This window comes from Chryseobacterium hagamense (genome assembly GCF_007991455.1).
In the GTDB taxonomy this organism is placed as follows: domain Bacteria; phylum Bacteroidota; class Bacteroidia; order Flavobacteriales; family Weeksellaceae; genus Chryseobacterium; species Chryseobacterium hagamense.
In genome coordinates, this window is record NZ_BJYJ01000002.1 from 27,534 (window position 1) to 49,965 (window position 22,432).

The 22,432-nt window shown below is 42.4% G+C and carries 22 protein-coding genes; 11 read left to right on the forward strand and 11 right to left on the reverse strand.

What is annotated here, in order from left to right; genetic code table 11:
• Positions 1-274: 274 nt before the first annotated feature.
• The 5 genes from CHA01nite_RS03060 to CHA01nite_RS03080 form a co-directional block, all read right to left on the reverse strand.
• Positions 275-2,935 carry a TonB-dependent receptor domain-containing protein gene (locus tag CHA01nite_RS03060; protein ID WP_146939761.1) on the reverse strand — a complete coding sequence of 887 codons (2,661 nt, stop codon included), beginning with the start codon at positions 2,933-2,935 and terminating at the stop codon, positions 275-277.
• A gap of 109 nt (positions 2,936-3,044) precedes the next feature.
• Positions 3,045-3,419, reverse strand: a complete 375-nt coding sequence (locus CHA01nite_RS03065; protein ID WP_146939762.1) for a hypothetical protein — start codon at positions 3,417-3,419, stop codon at positions 3,045-3,047.
• Between the two features lie 18 nt (positions 3,420-3,437).
• Complete coding sequence (locus CHA01nite_RS03070; protein WP_146939763.1) at positions 3,438-4,073, reverse strand: hypothetical protein; 636 nt, start codon at positions 4,071-4,073, stop codon at positions 3,438-3,440.
• A gap of 69 nt (positions 4,074-4,142) precedes the next feature.
• The gene (locus tag CHA01nite_RS03075) at positions 4,143-4,829 is read right to left on the reverse strand and encodes a response regulator transcription factor (protein ID WP_027380477.1); all 687 of its coding nucleotides are present in this window, start codon (positions 4,827-4,829) and stop codon (positions 4,143-4,145) included.
• Between the two features lie 83 nt (positions 4,830-4,912).
• On the reverse strand, positions 4,913-6,460 hold the full coding sequence (locus CHA01nite_RS03080) for a sensor histidine kinase (RefSeq protein WP_146939764.1): 1,548 nt from the start codon (positions 6,458-6,460) through the stop codon (positions 4,913-4,915).
• Positions 6,461-6,666: 206 nt separating this feature from the next.
• On the opposite strand from CHA01nite_RS03080, the gene CHA01nite_RS03085 reads away from it, so the two are divergent.
• Positions 6,667-7,155 carry an SRPBCC family protein gene (locus tag CHA01nite_RS03085; protein ID WP_146939765.1) on the forward strand — a complete coding sequence of 163 codons (489 nt, stop codon included), beginning with the start codon at positions 6,667-6,669 and terminating at the stop codon, positions 7,153-7,155.
• Between the two features lie 190 nt (positions 7,156-7,345).
• Here the strand turns inward: CHA01nite_RS03085 and CHA01nite_RS03090 are convergent, their stop codons facing one another.
• From CHA01nite_RS03090 to CHA01nite_RS03110, 5 genes are all read right to left on the reverse strand, one after another.
• Positions 7,346-7,690 carry a demethoxyubiquinone hydroxylase family protein gene (locus CHA01nite_RS03090; protein ID WP_146939766.1) on the reverse strand — a complete coding sequence of 115 codons (345 nt, stop codon included), beginning with the start codon at positions 7,688-7,690 and terminating at the stop codon, positions 7,346-7,348.
• A gap of 10 nt (positions 7,691-7,700) precedes the next feature.
• On the reverse strand, positions 7,701-7,898 hold the full coding sequence (locus tag CHA01nite_RS03095; protein ID WP_146939767.1) for a hypothetical protein: 198 nt from the start codon (positions 7,896-7,898) through the stop codon (positions 7,701-7,703).
• 3 nt (positions 7,899-7,901) lie between these two features.
• On the reverse strand, positions 7,902-9,947 hold the full coding sequence (locus CHA01nite_RS03100) for a S9 family peptidase (protein ID WP_146939768.1): 2,046 nt from the start codon (positions 9,945-9,947) through the stop codon (positions 7,902-7,904).
• 88 nt (positions 9,948-10,035) lie between these two features.
• A complete protein-coding gene (locus tag CHA01nite_RS03105; protein ID WP_146940076.1) occupies positions 10,036-10,776 on the reverse strand; it encodes a uroporphyrinogen-III synthase in 741 nt (246 codons plus the stop codon).
• Between the two features lie 12 nt (positions 10,777-10,788).
• The gene (locus tag CHA01nite_RS03110; protein WP_228458337.1) at positions 10,789-11,400 is read right to left on the reverse strand and encodes a DUF4271 domain-containing protein; all 612 of its coding nucleotides are present in this window, start codon (positions 11,398-11,400) and stop codon (positions 10,789-10,791) included.
• Between the two features lie 132 nt (positions 11,401-11,532).
• On the opposite strand from CHA01nite_RS03110, the gene CHA01nite_RS03115 reads away from it, so the two are divergent.
• From CHA01nite_RS03115 to CHA01nite_RS03130, 4 genes are read left to right on the forward strand one after another with little or no spacing between them, the layout of a single operon-like run.
• Positions 11,533-12,249, forward strand: coding sequence for a polyprenol monophosphomannose synthase (locus CHA01nite_RS03115; RefSeq protein ID WP_146939770.1), 717 nt, complete (start codon positions 11,533-11,535; stop codon positions 12,247-12,249).
• A complete protein-coding gene (locus CHA01nite_RS03120; protein ID WP_146939771.1) occupies positions 12,246-12,623 on the forward strand; it encodes a DUF4296 domain-containing protein in 378 nt (125 codons plus the stop codon). The genes CHA01nite_RS03115 and CHA01nite_RS03120 overlap by 4 nt, the downstream gene beginning before the upstream one ends.
• An 11-nt stretch (positions 12,624-12,634) precedes the next feature.
• A complete protein-coding gene (gene tgt / locus CHA01nite_RS03125) occupies positions 12,635-13,768 on the forward strand; it encodes a tRNA guanosine(34) transglycosylase Tgt (protein ID WP_146940077.1) in 1,134 nt (377 codons plus the stop codon).
• A gap of 56 nt (positions 13,769-13,824) precedes the next feature.
• Complete coding sequence (locus CHA01nite_RS03130) at positions 13,825-14,934, forward strand: LptF/LptG family permease (protein ID WP_146940078.1); 1,110 nt, start codon at positions 13,825-13,827, stop codon at positions 14,932-14,934.
• On the opposite strand, the gene CHA01nite_RS03135 is transcribed toward CHA01nite_RS03130, so the two are convergent.
• A complete protein-coding gene (locus CHA01nite_RS03135; RefSeq protein WP_146939772.1) occupies positions 14,928-15,644 on the reverse strand; it encodes a biotin--[acetyl-CoA-carboxylase] ligase in 717 nt (238 codons plus the stop codon). The two genes, CHA01nite_RS03130 and CHA01nite_RS03135, sit on opposite strands and share 7 nt — an antisense overlap.
• A gap of 86 nt (positions 15,645-15,730) precedes the next feature.
• Here CHA01nite_RS03135 and rsfS point away from each other — a divergent pair, with 86 nt between their 5' ends.
• The 6 genes from rsfS to CHA01nite_RS03165 all read left to right on the forward strand — a co-directional run bounded on the left by rsfS (position 15,731) and on the right by CHA01nite_RS03165 (position 22,405).
• A complete protein-coding gene (gene rsfS / locus CHA01nite_RS03140; RefSeq protein ID WP_146939773.1) occupies positions 15,731-16,093 on the forward strand; it encodes a ribosome silencing factor in 363 nt (120 codons plus the stop codon).
• A gap of 21 nt (positions 16,094-16,114) precedes the next feature.
• On the forward strand, positions 16,115-18,121 hold the full coding sequence (ftsH, locus tag CHA01nite_RS03145; RefSeq protein WP_146939774.1) for an ATP-dependent zinc metalloprotease FtsH: 2,007 nt from the start codon (positions 16,115-16,117) through the stop codon (positions 18,119-18,121).
• A 132-nt stretch (positions 18,122-18,253) separates the two neighbouring features.
• Positions 18,254-18,835 carry an LUD domain-containing protein gene (locus tag CHA01nite_RS03150; protein WP_146939775.1) on the forward strand — a complete coding sequence of 194 codons (582 nt, stop codon included), beginning with the start codon at positions 18,254-18,256 and terminating at the stop codon, positions 18,833-18,835.
• A gap of 24 nt (positions 18,836-18,859) precedes the next feature.
• Positions 18,860-19,732, forward strand: coding sequence for a phosphatidate cytidylyltransferase (locus CHA01nite_RS03155; RefSeq protein ID WP_146939776.1), 873 nt, complete (start codon positions 18,860-18,862; stop codon positions 19,730-19,732).
• Between the two features lie 4 nt (positions 19,733-19,736).
• On the forward strand, positions 19,737-20,393 hold the full coding sequence (locus CHA01nite_RS03160; protein ID WP_146939777.1) for a phosphatidylserine decarboxylase family protein: 657 nt from the start codon (positions 19,737-19,739) through the stop codon (positions 20,391-20,393).
• A 689-nt stretch (positions 20,394-21,082) separates the two neighbouring features.
• Complete coding sequence (locus CHA01nite_RS03165; protein ID WP_146939778.1) at positions 21,083-22,405, forward strand: peptide-N-glycosidase F-related protein; 1,323 nt, start codon at positions 21,083-21,085, stop codon at positions 22,403-22,405.
• Positions 22,406-22,432: the final 27 nt, after the last annotated feature.

Consider the following 22,432-nt stretch of genomic DNA (forward strand, 5'->3'; position numbering starts at 1 on the left):
ATAGCAGATATTATTCCGAAGCGTTAGATAAAAAGCTAAATCCTGTACTTTTTTACGAAATATAATTTTTTTGAAGTGAGCAGGTGTACTTCCGGTTTTAACAGTGAAAAGACGGTTGAAATAAAAGAAGGCTTGTAATCAGTTTTTTGCATTGATCTTCAGGAATAAGCATCTTCGGTGATGGATTTCTTTAGGAAAAATAAAATAAAGCATGGCTCCGGAAATTCAGGATCCTGAAACCATACTCTTATCATCAGATAGGGAATGTCCAAAACTAAAAACTCACATCCAGCCCCACATAAAAATTCGCTTTCATAACCGGAGCGTAGACCATTCCGCCGTCGAAATAATTTCCGAAAGGATTCTTCACCTCCAAGATTGAATTTTTCTGGTAATACGAAGTGAGGTTTTCACCACCGAGATAGGCCCTGATTTTTTTATTGAAGTTCTTTGAAATCTGGGCATTCAGAACCGCATAGGATCCGGAGTATGCCGGAAGCTGAAATTCAGCAGGGTTGGAGGACGTATCCGGCAGCCTCTGCTTCCCGACTGCATTCAGGGTGGCATCGAAACTCCAGAATCCGCCTTTGTTGTTTTTATTGGTTGCGTAGGCTAAATTTACAAACCCTCTTTGCTTTGCCATGAAAGGGACTGCTCTCCTTCCGTTTAGGTAATCGGCCTGAACATCGTAATATTTGTAAGCCAGCCGGACCTCAAAATTCTTGAACGGCATAAAATCCCACTGCGTCTGGAATGAGTTGGCAAATGATTTTCCTTCAAGGTTGTAAAAGACCAGCTGCTGGGGGGAACGGTCGAGATCCGCCATCACCTGATCCTGGAAATCGGTCCTGAAAAAATCGGCCATAACGGTTGATTTTCTGCCGAAGATTTTAAATTCCTGCTGCAGGCTGGCTCCGTAGTTCCACGCAATTTCAGGCTTCAGTCCGTAGATGTTGCCGCCATTCTGCAGGATCTGAATGTTTCTGTTAGAGGCAAAATATGCTTGGCTTTCTGCAAAAACATTGGCTGTCCTGAAACCTCTTCCTGCGGAAAGTCTCAGGATGGTCTGCGGCGTAAAATCATATTTGAAATTCAGTCTTGGCGTAAACTGTGTTCCTGCCAGGTTGTGGAAATCCACCCGTGCACCGGCTACCAGTGTATATTTCATTCCGGTTAAGGTATATTCCGCAAACGCCCCGGGAACAATTTCGTTTCTTTTGAAATTTGCCGTTAGATAAGTTTCGTCATAATCATCGTACATAAAGCTTGCTCCGGCTTTGTACTTATGATTGGTATTGCCTAAAATACTTTCAAAAATAAGATTGGAATAATACGTCTGTTGCTTTCCTGAGTAATTTCTCAATCCGAAGAAGCTGTCCTGCTGATGATAGGTGTACTGGTTCATCCAGCCTAAGCTTTGATAGGGTTTCCCTTTAAAGACATAGCCGGTTTTATTCCATGCCTGGAATCTGGAAATATCGATGCTTACCCCATAGAGTGATTGCTTTTCCTGAGGGACTTTTTTATCGAAACCGATCTGCCCAGAAGTCCTTTCATCCTTAATAAAATTAATCCCGAAATGCGACCCCAGTCCCGATTTTTCCAGATCGTTGTAGTTGAGCAGGTAAGCGGCATTCAGCTGGGTTCCTTTCGGCCGGTCCAGAAAACCGTCGTCATTCATATCGGTATCTCCAAAGGTACCGTTTCCGTGAAGCAGGAAGGTCTGCGACCATTTTTCATTGACCGGCGAAACGCTGGTGATATTGGCTTCGGTTCTTCCGTTGAAATCGGCAAAGAGGTTGAGGGAAGTTCCTGGCTCCTTGGCATTTTTCAGCAATTCCGTATTGATCTGTCCGGTGATGCTTTCGTAGCCGTTGGATACCGTACTTCCGCCTTTCGTCAGCTGGATGCTCTCAATCCATCGTCCCGGGATAAAACTCAGTCCGTACGCAGAAGCCAGTCCTCTGATCTCAGGAAGCAGCTCTTTCGTTAAGCTGGTGTATTTCTGATCCAGCCCCAGCATTTTCAGCTGTTTGGTTCCCGTCACGGCATTGCTGAAAGAGACATCTACCGTGGCGTTGGTTTCAAAGCTTTCGGAAAGGTTGCAGCAGGCGGCTTTCAACAGTTCCTTTTTATCGATGTTAAAAACCAGTCCGGCCTCCTTTTTCTGTAATGATGTGGCTGCTTTGGATCCCGTTACCGTAACGCCTTCAATATCTTTCCCGGCAACATGCCCCGTATTGGGTACCGCATGTTCTTCTGCTTCTTCTAAATGTACTTTTGGGTTAGCTTCCCCGAAAGGAATTGCCCGGTCATACAGGCAGCAGGAGGGGAGGTTTTTATACGTATTGTCACCGGATCTGTACTTTTCGTTATCGTGGCCTGCCTCCGCTATTTTATTTAAAATTTTATCGGATGAGGTTTTAGCAGGATCAAAATGCAGGGTTACGATCTGGGTTTCCGCATTCCATCCGGCAGCATCGGCACCGGCATCTTTAGCAGCTTTCTCAATCCGGGCCTTGCAGGATTCGCAGTTGCCTTTTACATAAAATTCATTTTCATTTTTTACAGGGTGATCATGCTTTTCGGTTGGTACAGTCTGAGTATCCCGTTCATAACGGCAGCACTCGGGAAGGGTCTGATAGCTGATTTCGGAAGCTTTGAATTTTTCATTGTCGTGGCCGGCATCAGCCACTTCTTTTAAAATTCCGTCTGCGGAAACGGTGTTTTCGGTTTCTATGGTTAGCGTCTGAAGGTCTACGGAATAAACCGCCGTTTTTGCTCCTGCTTTTCTGGCGGTACTTTCAATCCTCTCCTTGCACATATTGCAGTTTCCTTTTACCGTAAAACGGTTTTTAGGAAGATTCTGGGCAGATATAAACGGGGCAGATACTAAGAATATACCAAGAATCATCCTGGAAATATATAATCTCATGGGTTTAAAAAATTTAGATTAATTAAATTAACTGCAGCAGTAGAGCGATTTAATCATCTGATAATCATTGATGACTTTCCAAACTGGTGCATTGTTGAATTTTGTTTGATTAACCTATTTTCGGCGGTTGCCAGATCTCTTTTAAACGGTCTGAAAAATAAGGGTCCGAGTATCCGAACGGTAAGTTTTTATCGGATTGGTAATATGGAATCTCCGCCTGCGAATTCTTTAACCATGGCGTTTCGATATAAGTGTAGCAGGTAACGCAGGCAGAACAGCAATCGTCATTGCATGAGGACTGCGTTTGTTCCTTACCATGGTTTTCCTTGGAGTGTTGCTGATGCTGATGGTCCTTCTTGCAGCAGCTCATTTCAGAATCCTTTTTGCAGCAGGTTTCCTGCATATTCTGAGCATAGAAATTATCTTTAGGAACCAGAAAAGTTCCCAAACAGAAAATAAGTGTTATGATCTGCCATAATTTCATGTGGCAAAAGTACGAAATTTACGGCAAAGCTTCACCAACTTTTACGGCGCAGTTGTGCCAGGGTTCTCCATGCGGAGGGTTTACTGCCGGTTTGGGTCCCGTAGGTGCCGGTGCGGAAGCCGGAGAAGGTGTATTTTGTGCCACTACCTGAGCCGGTTGCTGTGTGGTAGCCGGTTTGCTGTTGAGCGGTTGTCCGACGGGAATATCGCACCGGTGTCCCGGTTCGCCGTGAAGGGGATTCATGCCTTTCGCGGTTACGGTTTTTGCTTTTCCGCTTTTATCAACGGTGAATTTTCCGGGCTGCATGGCATTCGGGTCGATCCGGATGGCCTGTCCCTGCTGGGTATTGACCGATATATTCTGTGCATTCTGTTGTTGGGGAGCCGAATTTAGGGGCTGTCCCACCGGGATGTCACACCGGTGGCCCGGCTGTCCGTGAGGCGGATTCATCCCGGCAGCTGTTACGGCTGACGTTCCGGAACCGGAAGCGGTAATGCCCGCCTGATCCATCAGAGAAGCTTTCGGAGCCTGGACTACAGGAGCAGCCGGTTGTTCAATGCCTGCTTCTTCCGTAATATAGGTGGCTCTTTCGTCTTTTTTACAGGAAACGGCTAGTATGGATAAGGTCATCAGACCCAGTAAGGTATTCTTCATATAAAACAAAATTAGCAAAACATTTTGAATTGCTTTGCTAATTTTATTTTTATAATCGATATCTACGAATTAATTCTTAACCAAAAGGCGGAATCCCTCACCATGAACGTTGATGATTTCCAGTCCTTCGTCGTCTTTCAGCAGCTTGCGGAGCTTCGCGATATAAACGTCCATGCTTCTTGCCGTAAAATAGTTCTCTTTTTTCCAGATTTTCCTTAATGCAAGATCCCTCGGCATAAAGTCGTTTCTGTGGATGCACAAAAGCTTCAGCAGCTCGTTTTCTTTCGGCGAAAGCTTGTACTCATTATCGCCGACCCGCAGCTGCCTCAACATCGAATCGAAGAAAATATTACTGATCTTGAACTGTTCCTGTTCTTCATTTTCAAGGGTCGAGCTTCTCTGAAGAATGGCTTTGATTTTATATAAAAGCAATTCCGTATCAAAAGGCTTGGTGATGTAATCATCGGCTCCCAGCTGGTAACCTTTCAGAATATCCTCTCTCATATTTCTTGCGGTAAGGAAAATGATCGGTGTATTTTTATCGATTTTTTTAACGTCTTCAGCTAAGGAGAACCCATCTTTCTTCGGCATCATTACATCGAAGATACAGATGTCGAATTCGTTTTCCGTAAATTCTTTCAATCCCTGTTCTCCGTCGGTAGCAAGAGTGACCTCGAAATTATTGATCGTTAAATAATCCTTCAGCACTGCCCCGAAACTCTGGTCGTCTTCTACTAATAATATTCTGTTGCTCATAGTTTTAAATTATTAAAGTTAATAATCAGAATGAACCCGTCACTCTTTTCTTCCTGTATTTTGTTTTTGGTTTATTTTTTTAATCAGCTCATTGGCAGCTTGATGGTAAATGTGCTCCCATTTCCTTTATGGGAATCTACAATAATCTGTCCTTTATGAAGTTCTACAATTTTTTTTACATAGGAAAGGCCCAGTCCCTGTCCTTTCACATTATGGATGTTTCCGGTTTCTTCCCTGAAAAATTTCTCGAAAATTTTGGTTTTATTCTGGGTTTCCATGCCCATTCCTTTATCGGAAACCTCGATCACATAGAAATGGCCTTCGTTTTTGGTCCGGATCGTAATTTCCGGCGCTTCCGGCGAATACTTGTTGGCATTATCCAGAAGGTTCACCAGCATATTGGAAATATGGAATTCGTCTATTTTAAAAGTATAATGGGTCGCATTGAACTCCTGGATCAGCTTTCCGTTTCTCTGCTGAACAATCAAGTTAAAAGATTCCGTTGTCCTTCGGATCAGCTCCCGTACATTGGTTTCTCTAAGAAACAGTTTCACTTCGTTTCTTTCCAGTTTCGACATGTTCAGAACATTTTCCACCTGCTTTTTCATCCTCAGGTTTTCCTGCTTGATCAGTTCCGAATAATATTTTACCTTATCCGGATTGGTCGCAATCTTGTCGTTGGCCAGGGAATCGGTAGCCACGGAAATCGTTGCCAGCGGCGTCTTGAACTCGTGGGACATATTGTTGATGAAATCCGTCTTTACTTCTGCCAGCTTTTTCTGCTTCATCATATAATTAATGGAAATAATGTAAATTCCCAGGATCGTCAGCAGGGAAAGAAAAGTTCCCAGCAGCATCGGCCAGTTATTCATCGCCAGTGAATAGTCTTTCTTTGGGAAAACGAGGGCCAGACTGTATAAAGTCCTTTCCTTTTGGTCTGTAAACAGCGGATAGCTGTATGTATTGTTGTCTTTCCGTTCTTTATAATCCCTGCTCACTACTTTCGTGAGGTTGTTATTCTTATCAATGATCCCGTATCCGAACTTGGCAGAAATACCCCGGATCCTGAGTTCTTTTGTGATCACGGAATCCAGCACCTGAGGATTTACCCTTTTTGAAATCGGGAGGTTATTCCCGACGATCTTGGCATATTCCTTCATCGAGTAATCACCGTTTTCAATATCCTGATTCAGGTCTGCAGTAAGAATGCCGCGATCGGTCGTATCCCGTTTTATCTTATAGGCCGCTTCGTCCGTGTATAATTTGGTAAGCTTGATCGAATCCCCTTTCTGGGAAATAGGGAGCTGGCTTTTTTCAATGATGTTCTTCAGGTAAATGATCTGCCGTTGTTTCCCGGAATCCTCTACCTGCTGAATGGTCGTTAAAGTAGGCTGCTCACTGTTGGCCAGAATATTGTTCCTGAAATCTTTGTTCTCAACGTTTAAATATTTATCGAGTTCGATTTCACCGATACTTTTTGTTGTTCCTTCCAATGCGGAATAGACTTTTGAGGAAAAATCCTGCTCCAGGGCACCATAATAATTTTTCAGCCAATAAAACTGGAGCGTGACAAAGACAATCAGTGAAATCGTCATAAACACCGAAATTATTGGAATGAATTTATTATTCATTGCTTGTTTTTTAATAGTTTTTTAAAATAATGAATGTTAAAATTATTATTTTATGATTTGATAAACAAAAAATGAGCCGTTAAATTGTGTAATTTTTCTTAAAAATCTATTTTTTAACATTTAATTAGGAATTTTTGAAAGACGGTGCCGGGAAATTGGGGGGTACTGAAAATAAAATGTAGCTTTATATAAACAAAATATCTTTTATGGAATCCAACATTATTTTTAACAAAGATTTTGATGCCAACAGCATCTATGTAATGAAAATCTATGATGCTGACGTATCAAAAGTCTGGGATTATTTTACAAAATCCGAATTGCTGGACCAATGGTGGGGACCGAAACCCTGGAAATGCGAAACGAAGACCCAGGATTTTAAAGAAGGTGGCGTCTGGCTGTATGCAATGGCCGGACCGGACGGTGAACGGCATTATGCCAGAGTGAAATACGGGGAAATTACCGAACACCGGAGCTTCGACAGAACTGATGCTTTCTGTGATGAAAACGGAAATGCAAATCCTGACTTTCCGGAAGTGAAGTGGCTGTTCGGTTTTACGGGAGTGGAAGAAGGAACAAAAGTTATGGTCAATATCCATTTTCCGAACGGAGAATCTTTAAAGAATCTACTGGAAATGGGTTTTGAAGGAGGTTTTACCATGGGACTGACACAGTTGGAGGAAATTCTCAATAATTGAAAATCATATAATTTGAAAATTAAAAATAATAAGTCTTCTGAATCAATCATGCAGGTTGAATCGATAGTACGGAAGCCGTTCTCCGGATAAGGGTATAAAATCATAAAAGTCCGTTTCACTGGTTGTGAGACGGACTTTTTAATTTAAACAGTCTGGAAATCAATTTTCAAATTGGTCTATTCACCCGTCTTCAAATTAATTCCTCATCCTGAAAGTACTGGATAATGGCCTTTTTCATCAACAGCTGCTGTTCATTGGGCTTCAGTTCCGGAAGTTCTTCCAGTTGGTCAAAATGCGGATATCCGTCATCGTCGTAATGCGAAAACTTATAATAACCGAATGGCTCCAGCAGCCTGCATACGGCAATGTGGAGGAGGTTCAGCTTATCGTCCTTCGTGTATTTCTGCTGGCCGCTGCCGAGTTCCTGAAGGCCGATCAGGAAAAGATAAGTTTCAATCGGCGCGTTTTTTTCCGTATCAAAATTTTCAATGAAAAATTGCTCTACTTTCTGCCAGTATTCTGCTTCGTTCGTCATAATATATAAATCAATACTCCTGATTTTCATCGGTTTTCTGAGATTCGGATTTAGCCGCATCCTGTTTCCTAGCCAGATCCAGAAGCTGCTCAAATTTTTCATCCTTCTTTTCCTGCAGATATTCCTGTTGTTCAATTCTGCTGATTCTGCTTCTTTGAAAAAGATAATAAACCGCAGCAATGCCGATAAAAATAATCAGGAGGGTCATCTCTTAATTTTTATTTTCCAGTTTTAGTAAAAATGCATATTCCAGTGCATCTTCCTTCAACGATTCAAATCTGCCGCTTGCACCGCCGTGTCCTGCACTCATGTCGGTCTTGAAAACCAGGAGGTTATTATCCGTTTTCAGCTCCCTCAGTTTGGCGGTCCATTTGGCCGGCTCCCAGTACTGAACCTGGGAATCATGCAGTCCGGTGGTGATCAGTACATTGGGGTAATCTTTGGCTTCTACGTTATCGTAAGGCGAATATTCCTTCATATAATGATAGTATTCTTCGTCATTCGGGTTTCCCCATTCGTCATATTCTCCTGTAGTCAGAGGGATGGTATCATCCAGCATAGTGGTTACCACGTCCACAAAAGGTACCTGTGCCACGATTCCGTTAAAGAGAGCGGGCTCGTAATTCATCACGGCTCCTACCAGCAGGCCTCCGGCGCTTCCGCCCATGGCGTAAAGATGTTTCGGGGAGGTATAAGTTTCTTTAATCAAAAACTTTCCGGCATCGATAAAATCGAAGAACGTATTTTTCTTGAACAGCATTTTTCCGTCTTCATACCATTCTCTTCCTAAATATTCCCCTCCCCGGATGTGAGCAATGGCATAAATAAAGCCTCTGTCCAGAATTGATAACCTCACATTTGAGAAACTTGCATCAACGGTATGGCCATAGCTTCCGTATCCGTAAAGCAGCAACGGGGTATCTGCAGATTTTTTCGTGTCTTTATGATACACGAGGGAAATAGGGATTTTTGCTTCTCCGTCTCTCGAATCCGCCCAGATTCTTTCTGAAATATAATTTTCCGCGAAAAATTTTCCGCCCAGTACTTCCTGCTGTTTAAGAAGAACGGTCGTCTTATCTTTCATGTGGTATTCGTACGTCGAGCTCGGCTGGGTTAAAGAAGTATAACCGTAGCGCAGGATTTCCGTATCAAATTCAAGATTAGCCCCGATATAAGCCGTGTAGGTAGGATCGGAGAAGGGCAGGTAATGCGATTCCCCGGTTTTTTCATCGATGATTTTAATCTGCAGTAGGCCCTGTTCCCTTTCTTCAAGAACCAGGTAATTTTTAAAGATCTCAAAACCTTCCAGCAATACTTCGGGACGGTGTGGGATAACATCCACCCAGTTCTCCATGCCGCAGTTGTCGATTTTGGTTTTTATGATTTTAAAGTTAAAGGCATCATCCGCATTGGTAATGATGTAAAATTCGTCTTTGTAATGTTCCACGGAATACTCCAGGTCATCGATCCTTGGCTGGATGATCGTCCAGTCTGCGAAAACATCGTCCGAAGGGATAAACCGGTGCTCATCCGAAATCGTGCTGGAGCTGGCGATGAAAATATATTCCAGGGATTTCGTTTTGAAGACATTCACGTCAAAAGTTTCATCTTCTTCATGGAAGATGAGCACGTCTTCGGAAGCGTCGGTTCCCAGTTTGTGGCGGTATACCTGGAACGCCCTCAGGCTTTCGTCTTTCCGGATGTAGAAAACGTGTTCGTTGTCATTGCCCCAGACAGCTTTCCCGGTGGTATTCTCAATTGTATCCGGAAGAATTTCCCCGGTTTTCAGATTTTTGAAACTGATGCTGTAAATCCTGCGGCTTACTTTATCCGACGAAAAGGAAGCCAGTTCGTTATTCGGTGAAACGGCAACGCTTCCTACTTCAAAGTAGCTTTCGCCTTCCGCCAGAACATTCACGTCCAGGATGATCTCCTCTTCATTTTCCAGGGTCTGGTGTTTTCTGCAGAAAATAGGATATTCTTTTCCTTCTTCATACCGCACGATATACCAGTATCCGTTGAAAAAATAGGGTAAAGACTCGTCATCCTTCTTATACCGGGCCTTCATTTCTTCAAAAAGTTCTTCCTGAAGCGGTTCCGTATCTTTCATGATGAAGTCGGCATAAGCGTTTTCTTCTTCAAGGTATTTAATAACTTCCGGATTTTCCCTTTCATTGAGCCAGAAATAACTGTCCGTTCTCTGGTCACCGTGTGTTTCGAGGAGTTTGTCTATTTTTTTTGCCTTTGGAGCTTCCATTCAATATTAATTCTTGTTCAAATTTAGTTAAAAAAAAACCATCTTTCCTGTATGAAAAGACGGTTGCTTTATATTTTTATATTAAAACCTATTTGTGAAGCGCTTTAATATATTTTTCCAGAGCCATGGTCATGGATGGGGTTTCCTTGGTAGGGGCCATTAAATCTACTTTCAGGCCTGCTTCTTCTGCAGCGGCTGAAGTGGTAGAGCCGAAAACGCCGATTTTCGTATCTTCCTGCTTGAAGTCCGGGAAATTCTGCTGCAAAGACTTGATCCCCTGCGGGCTGAAGAAAATAAGCATGTCATAATCCTTTACATTGATATCGGTAAGATCGCTGCAGACCGTTCTGTACATAATGGCTCTTTTCCAGTCGACATTGGAGGTTTCCATTGTCTTTGTAATGTCCGGGCTTAAAACATCTGATGAGGGAAGCAGATATTTCTCGGTCGGGAACTTCTTGAAAAGAGGCAGCAGATCGGAAAAATTCTTCTCCCCGAAGCTGATTTTCCTTTTCCGGTATACAATGTGTTTCTGAAGGTAGTTGGCAATCGCTTCAGACTGACAGATGTAACGCATCGTATCAGGAACCGCAAAACGCAGCTCTTCCGCTAATCTGAAGTAATGGTCTATCGCATTTTTACTCGTGAAAATAATTCCGGTATATTGCGTAAGATCGATCTTCTGTGTTCTCAGTTCTTTATTGTCAACTCCTTCGACGTGGATAAAAGGACGGAAATCAATCTTTATCTTTTCTTTCCTTGCAATTTCCAGGTACGGAGACGACTCACTTGGCGCTGGTTGAGAAACCAATATAGACTTTATTCTCATCATTGACATTTATTAAAAAAATAATAACTTCCAAAGCAACAAAAGAGGTGCAATTTGGAGGGTGCAAATATACAAAAATTTATAATACCATTTTGCGGGTAATATCTTGTTCTTGTGAAATAAATAGAAAAAAACTTTAAAAATGAAGACAAAGGAAAAAAAGAACAGATAATACAAAAACATTTCGTTTCTGTCGACCGGGAAATAATAGTGCATGACACACAGAATGATCAGCAGAAAAGAAAGGACGAAATAGAATTTGGCAGCGGTAAAATAAAAGACCGTCCACTTCTTTCCGTCACCGATACTCTGGAAAAATAAAAAGCCCAGGCTGGTCCTTACCAGATAAAAGAGAATAACGGCCATCAGGCAGAACCCGAATTTGTTCAGTTGATACCCTAAAATCCGCAGGTCTGCCACAAACTTCGGAACGGTAGGCACATACTGTGAGATCAGGACCGACAGCGTAAGGATAATGACACAGGACGTAATGACCCAGCTCGGCAGGTTATTGCTGGAGTCATAATATTTCTGAAGCAGAAAGTCTTTCAGGTTGGCTTCCCTTTCCACGACATTCATCATAAAAAGGTATAAAAAGATACAACCCAACAATATAAAGATCACCCAATCGTTGTTCTCAGGTATTCTTGTATGGTTTATAAAGTTTTGTGATAGCGGCAACGTAATTTTTTTGCAAAATTATAGATTATTTTGTATAAAATAAAAAGGTTAAATAAACTATCTTTGCAAACTGAAATGAAAAAACTGGTCATAATCCCGACTTACAACGAAAAGGAAAATATTGAAGATATTATTTCCGCAGTTTTTGCATTGGAAGATGACTTTCATATTCTGGTTGTGGATGACTCGTCTCCTGATGGAACGGCGGAGTTGGTAAAGGACCTGCAGAAGGTATTTCCGCATCATCTTCACCTCTCCGTAAGAAAAGTAAAGGATGGTCTTGGGAAGGCCTATATCCATGGGTTCAGATGGGCACTGGAAAACAAGTACGACTACATTTTCGAAATGGATGCCGATTTTTCCCATAACCCGGACGATCTGCCGAAACTTTTTGAAGCCTGCCTGAATGCGGATATGGCCGTCGGTTCCCGGTACTCCAAAGGGGTAAATGTGGTGAACTGGCCGATGGGAAGAGTGCTGCTGTCTTATTTTGCTTCAAAATATGTACGGTTTGTGCTGGGGCTTCCGATTCATGATACGACGGCGGGTTTTGTCTGCTTCTCCAGAAAAGTGCTTGAAGAAATCGGCCTGGATAATGTACGTTTAAAAGGATACGGATTTCAGATAGAAATGAAATTCAGAGCCTTCAGGAAAGGGTTCAGAATCGTGGAAGTGCCGATTATTTTTACCAACAGGATCCTGGGGGAAAGCAAAATGAACGGCGGAATTATTCATGAAGCGGTTTTCGGCGTGTTAAATTTAAAATGGAAATCCCTGATCAGCAGATTATGAAAAAACTGTTCTTCATTTTTGTCCTGACGGGCCTGTTTTCCTGCGGAGACTACATCGATAAGCCCAAAAACCTGCTCTCCAAAGATCAGATGGCAGATGTACTGGCAGATCTGGCCATCAACGACCAGGCAACCTTTATTTATCCGAATTCCAACCTGGAAGCCGGAACACGGTATGTTTTAAAGCAGCACAACATCAAATCCGAAGATTTTATCGCCAGCTTCAAATATTACGTCGTCAAAGAACAGATGCAGGGAATTGCGGAGGATGCCCAGAAAGCAGTATTGGAAAAGGATCCCAAGGCGGATCAGTATGTAAAGGATAAAAAAAATAAACCGGGGGAGCTTCAGCCGCCGCCCGTTTTATCGAGATAAGGAAAGTAATGATGCAAAAGTTTTTTAATATAGAAAAAACCTCTGAAGGGAAAGCAAGAGCGGGAGAGCTTACAACGGATCACGGTAAGATCCAGACACCGATCTTCATGCCGGTAGGAACGGTAGCCAGTGTAAAAACCGTTCATCAGAGAGAATTAAAAGAAGACATACAGGCTCAGATCATTCTGGGCAATACCTATCATTTATACCTCCGTCCGGGAATGGAAACCATGCAGGCAGCAGGAGGGCTGCATCAGTTTATGAAATGGGACCTTCCCATCCTTACGGATTCGGGAGGCTTCCAGGTGTTTTCCCTGGCCAGCAGCAGAAAGATGTCTGAGGAAGGTGCCAGGTTCAAATCCCATATCGACGGAAGCTACCATATGTTTTCCCCGGAAAAATCGATGGAGATCCAGAGACAGATCGGAGCCGATATTTTTATGGCTTTCGACGAGTGTGTGGCGTATCCTTGTGAGTACAACCAGGCCAAATCTTCTATGGAGCTTACACACCGCTGGCTGAAAAGATGCATCGAATGGACGGAAAACAATCCTGAATTGTATGGGCATAAGCAGAGGCTTTTCCCGATCGTCCAGGGATCTACTTTTTCGGATTTAAGAAAAATCTCCGCAGAAGTAATTGCCGAAGCCGGTGCCGAAGGAAATGCAATCGGCGGACTTTCCGTCGGAGAGCCCGAAGAGGAAATGTACCGGATTACCGATGAGGTGACCGATATTTTACCAAAAGACAAGCCGAGATACCTGATGGGCGTAGGAACGCCATGGAATATCCTTGAGTCAATCGGACTGGGAATCGATATGATGGATTGCGTGATGCCTACGCGTAATGCCCGGAATGCCATGCTCTTCACCTGGAAAGGCGTCATGAATATGAAAAACGAAAAGTGGAAGCAGGATTTTTCTCCGCTGGACGAATTCGGAACGAGTTTCGTAGACCGTGAATATTCAAAAGCGTATCTGAGGCATCTGTTCGTGTCCAAGGAATACCTGGCGAAGCAGATCGCTTCGATCCATAACCTGGCTTTTTACCTGGATTTGGTAAAGACGGCGAGAGCGCATATTTTAGCAGGGGATTTCTATCAGTGGAAAGATTCTGTAGTGCCGGTGCTGCGCCAAAGGCTGTAAAATCAATTAATAAGAAAATCCTGACAGGAATAATCAAATAAAATTGCAGTAACATGCTGAAGATCATAGACCGATATATTGTACGGAAATACCTTGGGACATTCAGTTTCATGCTGATCCTGCTGTCTATTGTGGTGTTGGTGATCGATGTACAGCAGAAAATCCCAAGGATTGAAAATGCTACGGCCATCGATCCGAAGCTGAATGTTACCTACTTCCTGATCCATTTCTATCCATTCTGGATCATCAACCTGATCATGACCTTCCTTTCGATCCTGGTATTTATTTCGGTGATCTATTTTACCTCCAGGATGGCAAATAACACCGAGATTGTTGCCGTGATCAGCAGCGGGGCAAGCTTCCACCGTTTTGCCAGGCCGTATCTGCTGACTTCGCTATTTATTGCCATTTTATCGTTAGGAATCAACCATTTCCTGCTGCCCTGGGCGAATATCCAGAAAAACCAGCTGGAAGCCTATACCTACAATGCCACCAATAAGGAGAAGGTGCTGGGGACCGCTCCGGTTTCCGCACAGCTGAGCAAAACCGAGTATATCTTCATCAATACCTGGAACAAAAGGGAAAAAAGGGGATCCGGGTTCCTGTATCAGAAATTTGATAAAAGCAGGAGGATGATTTACGAGTTGAAAGCTTCCGATGTTTCCTGGGATAAGGATAAAAAAAACTTTGTCCTGAATTCCTATACGGAGAAAACCATCAATAAAGACGATACGGAAAAGCTGGCCAGCGGATTCGACCTGAAGAAAAATTACGGGCATGATCCGGAAGAGCTTTTTCCGAATGAATTGCTGGGACAGAATAAAACGACCCCCGAGCTTCTAAAATTCATCCGCAGGGAAACCGAAAAAGGAAACAGTAACCTGAATGCGCATCTCAATGAACTTCATCAGAGGACTTCTATGCCCGTTTCCATTGTCATTCTTACCTTTCTGGCACTTTCCCTCTCTTCACAGAAAAAAAGAGGCGGGCTTGGGGTAAACCTGGCGTTGGGGATTTCCCTGGCCTTTGTTTTTGTATTTTCTTTCGAAGCTCTGAAAGTGGTGTCCGAGAACAAAAGCATGTCTCCGGCGCTGGCTATGTGGTTCCCGAATATCGTTTTCTTCCCTCTGGCTGCTTACCTATACATCAAAAGGGCTAATCAGTAAAGGAGTCTGATCTCTTTATGATAGAAAGACTGCAGGCCGTCATCTTCCAGTTCGATCCACAATTCACCTTTTTCATCAGCTTTACGGATGATGCCATTTTGTCGCCTTCCGTCTTTTTCAAAAACGGAAATTTCATCTTTCCGGAAAAGGTTTTGGTTGAAAAGATCCAGTATTTCCTGCTCGGAGGGTAAATCTTTTAACCTTTCAGATAAGAATTTATCCAAGTGTAAAGTAAATTCACGCAGGTCGAAATGTTTCCCCGTGAGCGTTAAAAGAGATCCGGCATTGGAAATCTCATTGAATTTTTCCTGGAGAATATTAAAGCCGGCACCAAGTATATAATAATTCCGATGACTTATTTTTTTCTTCTCAATAAGAATGCCGACCGTTTTTTTATTTTTCAGGATGATATCGTTGGGCCATTTGATCCTTACCGGACTTCCGGCCACATTGGCAAGAAAATCGCTGATGACAATTGCGGTATAATAATTGAACATGACATCGGAGACCGTAAATTTTTCAGCCTTAACCGCCAGGGTATAAGCTAAATTTTTTCCAGCCGTTGAAGACCAGGTATTTCCGTACTGTCCGCGACCTTTGGTCTGATTGAATGTATATACCGAAACAAAATCTGAATTCTCGTAAAGTAAAAACTTGGATATTTCGTCATTAGTAGAAGAGCATTCGTTCAGATAGAATAGTTGACTCATTTAAGAAAACTTTAAGACTTTCAGGGGCTAAAAGTAAGGCTAAAGTAAAAGAAAAACAATAAATTTGCAGATTATAGTATTTTTTAATGAATAAAACAGCAGAAAAACAAGCACTAATAGATAAAATTGTAGAGGCTATCCAGGATGTAAAAGGCGAAGATATCATGATATTTGATCTTTCCAACATCGAAAACTCAGTAGCAGAAACGTTCATCATTTGCAGCGGAAACTCCAATACGCAGGTTTCGGCATTGGCAGGAAGTGTGGAAAAGAAAGTAAGAAACGATCTTAAAGACCGTCCATGGCACGTGGAAGGTACCGAAAACTCGATGTGGGTGTTGGTAGATTATGTTTCTGTAGTCGTTCACATTTTCCAGAAGGAGGTACGTCAGTATTACGATATTGAAGAACTATGGGGAGATGCCGTCATCACAAGAATTGAGAATTAATATTAATTTTAAAAAGTATAAATGAATAATAAAGGATTTAACTGGTTTTTTCCGATCATTATTGTAGCCCTTGTGCTGTTTTTTGTTGCCAATTCTTTTGGGGACAACAGTGCAAAGTCTATGGATGAGGATGGTTTCTTCAGGGAGATGCAGGCGGGAAAAGTTCAGAACATTATAATTTATAAAGACACCGAAAGAGCTGATGTATTCCTTACCAAAGCAGCAAAGACGGCAACGGTAAATACAAAGGAAAATGATCCGCTTTCTGCCTTTTCTATGGCTCCGAAAGCTGATTATACGGTAAAATACGGAGACCTTCAGCTGTTCCTTCAAAAATTTGACCAGGTGAAAGCGCAGAATCCGGCTCTTAAGACAGCGAAGGATTATGGAGTAGGGAAAAGCCCGCTGATGGATATTCTGGTTCAGGCACTGATCTGGATTACAATATTAGGGATATTCTATTTTATTCTTTTCAGAAAAATGGGAAGTGGCGGCGGACCCGGCGGACAGATTTTCTCCATCGGAAAATCCAAGGCCAAACTTTTTGACGAAAAGGAGAGAATTCAGGTGACATTTAAGGATGTTGCCGGTCTGGAAGGCGCTAAAGAAGAGGTTCAGGAAGTGGTGGACTTTTTGAAGAACTCGGAAAAATATACAAAACTGGGAGGTAAAATTCCTAAAGGGGTGCTTTTGGTAGGACCTCCGGGAACCGGTAAAACCTTATTGGCAAAAGCAGTGGCAGGGGAGGCTAAAGTTCCTTTCTTCTCATTGTCAGGTTCGGATTTTGTAGAAATGTTTGTCGGGGTTGGTGCATCGAGGGTAAGAGACCTCTTTGCCCAGGCTAAAGCCAAATCGCCCGCGATTATTTTTATCGATGAGATCGATGCTATCGGTCGTGCCAGAGGAAAAAATAATTTCTCCGGCGGAAACGATGAGAGAGAAAATACGCTGAACCAGCTGCTGACGGAAATGGACGGTTTCGGTACCGATACCAACGTTATTGTAATGGCAGCAACCAACAGAGCGGATATCCTGGATAAAGCATTGATGAGAGCCGGGCGTTTTGACCGTTCCATCTATGTAGATCTTCCGGAACTTCACGAAAGGAGACAGATCTTTGATGTTCACTTAAAGAAAATCAAACTGGACGATAACGTAGACCGTGAGTTTTTAGCAAAACAGACACCGGGATTCAGTGGGGCAGATATTGCCAACGTCTGTAATGAAGCAGCACTGATCGCTGCCCGTAACGACCACTCTTCGGTAAGCAAGCAGGATTTCCTTGATGCTGTCGACAGGATTATCGGCGGTCTTGAAAAGAAAAATAAAGCCATCAAACCGTCTGAGAAGAAAAGAGTAGCCTATCACGAAGCAGGACATGCTACGATCTCATGGCTGGTAGAACATGCTTCACCGCTTTTAAAAGTAACCATCGTGCCGAGAGGGCGTTCTTTAGGAGCAGCCTGGTATCTTCCCGAAGAAAGACAACTGACGACTACCGAGCAGATGCTGGACGAAATGTGTGCTACCTTAGGAGGCAGGGCTGCAGAGCAGGTAATATTTAACAATATCTCTACCGGAGCCCTTTCCGATCTTGAAAGTGTAACGAAAAGAGCCCAGGCGATGGTAACCATCTACGGTCTGAGCCCGAATATCGGAAATATATCTTATTACGACAGTTCAGGGCAGTCCGAATATAATTTCGGCAAGCCGTATTCTGAGGAAACTGCTAAAAAGATCGACGTTGAAATCAGAGGGCTTATTGAAACGCAGTATGACCGTGCAGTACAGATCCTGACGGATAATAAAGATAAACTGGATGCGCTGGCAACCAAGCTTCTGGAAAAAGAAGTAATCTTCCGTGAAGACCTTGAAGAAGTATTCGGAAAAAGAGCCTGGGATCCTGAATTGACGGAAAAACCGGTAACGAATACCATTCCCACTGCAGAGCCGCAAGAACAGATCCTGATTAAGGAAAAAGAAGAAGAAGGCGGAATTCAGGCACCTGAGAGTCCTACCCAGATTTAACGCTGAAAAATAAACATCATAAAACCTGACAGTTCTGAAATTGTCAGGTTTTTTCATATTTATCGGCATGTTTTTGGAATTCTATGGGATTAATTTATATTTTTGTATTAAGTTGACTAAAAATAAACTACGTTGAATTTATTCAAGAAGATTGTAAGCAAACTTACCAGCCAGCCTGAAGAAGAGCAGAGACAGAGCCTGGAAAAGCTAGGAGATTCACTGAAAAATGCGGATCTCGATTATAAATTTGCCCAGTTGTTTACACATTCAGGAGGATTCTTCAATTATTGTGCAGATGAGGCAGAAGCTTTGCAGACGCTGAACCAGATCATCAGAATAGAGGGTATCCGGAACATGTTCTGCTGGGATAAAGACCTTCAGAATTTTCTGGATGTCGTAAAAACACCTTATACTCCGGAACTTCAGCCGGGAAACGATGCCAGCTTTATTACGTGTGAGTACCTGATCGCCTACGATGGGAGGATTATGCTTTCGCATAACAATATCCTGCATTATCATTCATCACGGATGCCTGAAAAAATTATTGTTATGGCCAATGTTTCGCAGATTGTAAGCAACCTTAATGATGCCATGGGAAAAATCAAAAGAAACGGGAACATCAAGAATCTTACCTCCATCAGCGGAGGGCACTCTAAGCTCGATACTTCTTCGCATACGAATACAAAACTTTTTTTATTGCTGCTTGAGGATTAAGCATCAACTTATAAATATAAAATTTTGGATAAAAATCTCATTCAAAGAACCCTGTCAGGGCTCGTTTATGTCGCCGTTATCATTCTCTGTACTTCTCCGCTCGGCGCTTATCTGATCAACAGTATTTCCCCGGGACTTGTAAGGCAGGAATACCTGTATTTCGGCTTGATGGCCCTCCTGATGGGGATAGGTGCATGGGAATGTTTTAAAATCATGAAATTCGGGAAAGGCTATGAGCGGTTTGTTGTTGTTCCGTTGGTGATTTTTATTTTTTATATTTTTTCCAAAAGATATTTTCATTTCGATTTCTTTTTTGATTTCCGGCTGAGCGAAATCCTGGCAATGGTTTTAATTCTTATTGCCGTCGTCACTTTATTTAAATACCCGAACGAGCTTTATTTCGACAGCGGAAAGCTTATTTTCATTGTCATTTATGTTGCGCTGCCTTTTAGCTTTGCCCTGGGCTTGCCTAAATTTTCAAGATTCGATGAAAGTTTTTCACCGGAAGTACTTTTCCTGTTTGTACTAATCTGGAGCAGCGATACCTTTGCCTATCTTACCGGAAAATTCTTTGGAAAACATAAAATGGCCCCTAAGATTTCTCCAAAAAAAACATGGGAAGGATACATCGGCGGCGTGGTGCTTACTTTGGTGCTTTCGTATTTCATTGAAAAATATCAGCATGACCTTCGCGGAAACTGGATGGTGGTCGGCTTTTTGGTGGCTGCTTTCGCTCCGGTAGGGGATCTGGTAGAAAGTCAGCTGAAAAGAAATTTCGCCGTAAAAGACAGCGGCAACATCATTCCTGGGCATGGCGGCGTATTAGATCGGCTGGATAGTTTTTTAATCTGCGTTCCTGTCGTATATTTGTACTTTATATTAGAAAAATTTATTTAATCTCATGAAATTACACAGAGAATCAAAGGGAACCATCACCGTTGCCTCCTTGCTGTTTATTATTATAAGCGCATTGTCCATTTATTTTCTTGAAATGTGGTCGCTGGTGATCATTCTGCCTTTACTGGTGGTCTACAGTCTGGTGTTTTGGTTCTTCCGGGTACCGAACCGGGATATTCTGGATCACAAAGAAAATGTGATTGCGCCGGTAGACGGTAAAGTAGTCATGATCAAGGAAGTGGAAGAAGACGAATTCATCAAAGGGAAAGCCATCCAGGTTTCCATCTTTATGTCACCGCTGAATGTCCATATCTGCAGATATCCGGTTTCAGGAAAGGTTATTTACAAAAAATACCATCCCGGGAAATACCTGGTGGCATGGCACGAAAAATCATCTACGGAGAACGAACGGACAACCGTTGCCGTAGAAAGTTTAACAAATCATAAAGTCGTTTTCCGGCAGATTGCCGGCTATGTAGCCCGAAGGATTGTTTTCTACTGTAAAGAAGGCGATGATGCGAAAGCAGGGCATGAGTTCGGTTTTATTAAATTCGGTTCAAGGATGGATGTGTTTTTACCTCTGGATACGGAAATCGTATGTAAGATTGGGGATATTACAAAGGGTGGCCTTGATGTAATCGCCAGAATGAAGGAAGACTAAATTTTTATACGTATAGATTAAAGGAGGAGATCGGAAGGTTTCCTCTTTTTTATTTAACGTGAATTCGGCCGTATCAATTTCATATTCAGTCGATTGTTGAATTTAAAAATAAAAATAAATCTGATTCGTCCGGGATTTTAATAATACATGGTTTATGCTTCTGACAGGATTTTATCCTATCCTGTACTAGGCCGTCCTTCAGGACTTAAAAAAATTTGACTACCCTTGCAAATTAAGATCAAGGTTATTTATTCAGGAATAATTAGAATTCCCTCTGATGAAATACTGAAATATTTGGTTTAATGATCAGGATTTCAGATCCTGTTTTGACCGGAGAAACTTCCGGCATCCCTCTTCCGGCCGCTTAATCCAGGTTCTTCTTCGAGTTCAAGTTAATCCTATGTCTGACCAGAGAAACTTCCGGCATCCAGCTTCCCTCTTCCAGCTTTTATTTACGGTGTGTACCTCGAATCCACGTTATTTATTATTATCAAATAATTGCCTGGACAATAATTTATTAAAAATGTCATTTTTAAGCTCTAAACCCTAACTGTATTTTTTAATTTTAGCTTAAATTTAAATAAATCATTTATAAGGCAGGTATTTTTCAAATTTGTGGGGTTTAATTTGGTGTAAAATATATAAATTTGATTGTTTTTAAATGAATATAATAAAATAAAAATTATTGAATGAAGAAAGTTTTATTGCCTTTACTTATTGTATCTGCCCTGTTTAAAGCACAGACCAGTATTAACGTCTTTTCCCAGATTGTATTTTATGACGGTTATGCAGCTAATGTTTCACAGCCCGTTCCGGCCAATACCATCAGGCTTGCAAATTCGAGATACACCCGAAAACTGACGGATGCAGAACTGAACAGCTTCCAGAATAAAATCCAGATGAACGTGACCATCGGAGCTCTGTGTGATAATTACGACCGGATCGGAGGAGTACATATCGCCCTGGTGCCGAAAGGACAGGCTTCCTACACCATGAGTGATCCGCTGGTAAAAAGATTCGAGGTCGGCAGGTACATCACCCCTTTCATGAATAAAAACATTTCTCCTACCCAGGTTCCTTATACTTATGATGTGGATAACCTGTATGCCGTGTTCAGTAATGCAGCTTTAAGGACAGCTTATGATATTTGGGTGGAGCTCGATGTATTCGGAGTACCCTATGCCGCCAATACCCAGGTGGCCGGATGTGCCAACCGGAATGACGTGTTTGCCGGGACTTTAACTTTTGTTACTTCCAATGATCCGACCATCAGTAATAATTATAACACCATCCTCCCTTTATTGGATTCCAATACGCTCAATAATTATAACAATACGGATGCTCCGGGCGAAACCGTACGATTGGTGAATTTTAACCTTACCCAGACCGCTGCGAATCCCAAATTTTTTATTGTTACATCGCCGCACGGTGCCGGTACGAACGGTGAAGAATATGTCAGAAGGCAGAATTTTGTTTCTTTGGATAATACCCAGGTCCTTACCTTTATGCCGGGGGGGAAATCCTGTGAGCCTTACCGGACGTACAATACCCAGGGAAATGGTATCTATGGTACTACTCCTAAAACAACGGCCTGGTGGACGGCCTGGAACAACTGGTGCCCGGGAGATTCAGTGCCCATCAGGAGCTTTTCCGTATCATCTCTGTCTGCCGGCAACCATATCCTGAAATATGAAGTTCCGGATGCGGAGTTTTTTAATCAGGACGGACAGATCGTTTTATCGATGTATATGCAAAGCCTCAACCAGACTCTTTCGGTAAAAGACGTATCAACAACCGATGTTTCAATCTATCCGAACCCTACAGCAGATTATGTAACGGTAAAAGGACAGAAGAAAGTGAAACTGATATCCGTATTTTCAGCAGATGGCAGAAAGCTTTCGGAAACCGGCGGATCTACGGCGGACCTTACGGCTTATCCTGCTGGCACCTATATGCTGGATATCACTCTGGAAGGCGGTATCCGGTTCATGCATAAGGTGATTAAAAAGTAGCCTTTATAAAACAGACCATAAAAAAGA

Coding starts and splice junctions, on each gene's coding strand:
- CHA01nite_RS03135 (WP_146939772.1), bottom strand. CDS start 15,644: ATGAGTCAACTATTCTATCTGAACGAATGCTCTTCTACTAATGACGAA.
- CHA01nite_RS03060 (WP_146939761.1), bottom strand. CDS start 2,935: ATGAGATTATATATTTCCAGGATGATTCTTGGTATATTCTTAGTATCT.
- CHA01nite_RS03115 (WP_146939770.1), top strand. CDS start 11,533: ATGAAAAAACTGGTCATAATCCCGACTTACAACGAAAAGGAAAATATT.
- CHA01nite_RS03075 (WP_027380477.1), bottom strand. CDS start 4,829: ATGAGCAACAGAATATTATTAGTAGAAGACGACCAGAGTTTCGGGGCA.
- rsfS (WP_146939773.1), top strand. CDS start 15,731: ATGAATAAAACAGCAGAAAAACAAGCACTAATAGATAAAATTGTAGAG.
- CHA01nite_RS03160 (WP_146939777.1), top strand. CDS start 19,737: ATGAAATTACACAGAGAATCAAAGGGAACCATCACCGTTGCCTCCTTG.
- CHA01nite_RS03090 (WP_146939766.1), bottom strand. CDS start 7,690: ATGACGAACGAAGCAGAATACTGGCAGAAAGTAGAGCAATTTTTCATT.
- CHA01nite_RS03105 (WP_146940076.1), bottom strand. CDS start 10,776: ATGAGAATAAAGTCTATATTGGTTTCTCAACCAGCGCCAAGTGAGTCG.
- CHA01nite_RS03095 (WP_146939767.1), bottom strand. CDS start 7,898: ATGACCCTCCTGATTATTTTTATCGGCATTGCTGCGGTTTATTATCTT.
- CHA01nite_RS03085 (WP_146939765.1), top strand. CDS start 6,667: ATGGAATCCAACATTATTTTTAACAAAGATTTTGATGCCAACAGCATC.
- tgt (WP_146940077.1), top strand. CDS start 12,635: ATGCAAAAGTTTTTTAATATAGAAAAAACCTCTGAAGGGAAAGCAAGA.
- CHA01nite_RS03120 (WP_146939771.1), top strand. CDS start 12,246: ATGAAAAAACTGTTCTTCATTTTTGTCCTGACGGGCCTGTTTTCCTGC.
- CHA01nite_RS03065 (WP_146939762.1), bottom strand. CDS start 3,419: ATGAAATTATGGCAGATCATAACACTTATTTTCTGTTTGGGAACTTTT.
- CHA01nite_RS03080 (WP_146939764.1), bottom strand. CDS start 6,460: ATGAATAATAAATTCATTCCAATAATTTCGGTGTTTATGACGATTTCA.
- CHA01nite_RS03165 (WP_146939778.1), top strand. CDS start 21,083: ATGAAGAAAGTTTTATTGCCTTTACTTATTGTATCTGCCCTGTTTAAA.
- ftsH (WP_146939774.1), top strand. CDS start 16,115: ATGAATAATAAAGGATTTAACTGGTTTTTTCCGATCATTATTGTAGCC.
- CHA01nite_RS03100 (WP_146939768.1), bottom strand. CDS start 9,947: ATGGAAGCTCCAAAGGCAAAAAAAATAGACAAACTCCTCGAAACACAC.
- CHA01nite_RS03070 (WP_146939763.1), bottom strand. CDS start 4,073: ATGAAGAATACCTTACTGGGTCTGATGACCTTATCCATACTAGCCGTT.